The sequence below is a fragment of the Burkholderia sp. Se-20378 genome, assembly GCF_017104665.1.
Taxonomy (GTDB): Bacteria; Pseudomonadota; Gammaproteobacteria; order Burkholderiales; family Burkholderiaceae; genus Burkholderia; species Burkholderia lata.
Genome location: NZ_JAAGPG010001214.1, coordinates 1 through 829 on the forward strand (window position 1 = coordinate 1; position 829 = coordinate 829).

Sequence of the window (829 nt, forward strand, 5' to 3'; positions counted from 1 at the left end):
GCGTCGGGTGCGCTTGTGTGTTTTTGTGAATGACGCGTGGACCACCGAGATCGACACGCTTGCGCCCCCTCTTGCCCTGCCCGACGCGCTTCCGCTCTAACGTGCCGGGCGTCAGCGTCATCCCGTCCGGCATGGCCCCCGGCATCGCGCGCCGGCCCGCGGCCGCACACAGCAGCCCGAGCCCGAAGATCGCGCCGCGATGCGTATTGACGCCGCCGGTCGCGGCAAGCATCGCGTGCTCGGCGCGCAGGCCGATCTTGCGCAGCACGGCCATGTCCGCATCGCGTGCGCCCGCGTCGGCCAACTCGGCGAAGTACGGCCGCAGCACGGCGGCGCTGCGGGCGAACGTCGCCGCATCCATGTCGGTGTGACTGCCGGTGTCGACGTGACTGACGAGCCCCGGCTTCGGATAGGTCTCGATTTCGAGCACGAGGCTGCGCTCGGCCAGTTCGGCGATGCGCTCGGCTTCGGACGGCGCCGGTACGCGGCAGGCAGCCCAGGCGCTCATCGCGACCCTCCGATGAATGCGTCGGCCGGCATCAGTTCGACGGTGGTCGCGGTCTTGACCGCGACTTCAGGCTGCCGTGCATGGAGTTCGCGCCAGTTGACGCCCGCGCCGTCGTCGCGAAGCAGTTCGCCGTCGATGCACATCGGCGCGCGCGCGTCGATCGCCGCGAGGCCGTCGAGCAGCGCAGCGAGCGATGCGGCCGCCGGCAGCGGAAACACGAGGTCGAGATCGGACGATGCGCTCAAGTACGGCTCGCCCGTCAGCGCCTGCCACGCGAGGCTGCCGAACACGCGGCCCTGCACGCCGCAGCGCGCGCCGAGC

At 71.2% G+C, this 829-nt stretch carries 2 protein-coding genes; both read right to left on the reverse strand.

Annotated elements, in window-relative coordinates; translation table 11 throughout:
- The coding region (locus G3N93_RS41075) for a triphosphoribosyl-dephospho-CoA synthase (RefSeq protein WP_206135646.1) at positions 1 to 508 on the reverse strand (508 nt) is incomplete at its 3' end.
- The coding region (gene mdcG / locus G3N93_RS41080) for a malonate decarboxylase holo-[acyl-carrier-protein] synthase (RefSeq protein ID WP_206135647.1) at positions 505 to 829 on the reverse strand (325 nt) is incomplete at its 5' end. The genes mdcG and G3N93_RS41075, both read right to left, overlap by 4 nt.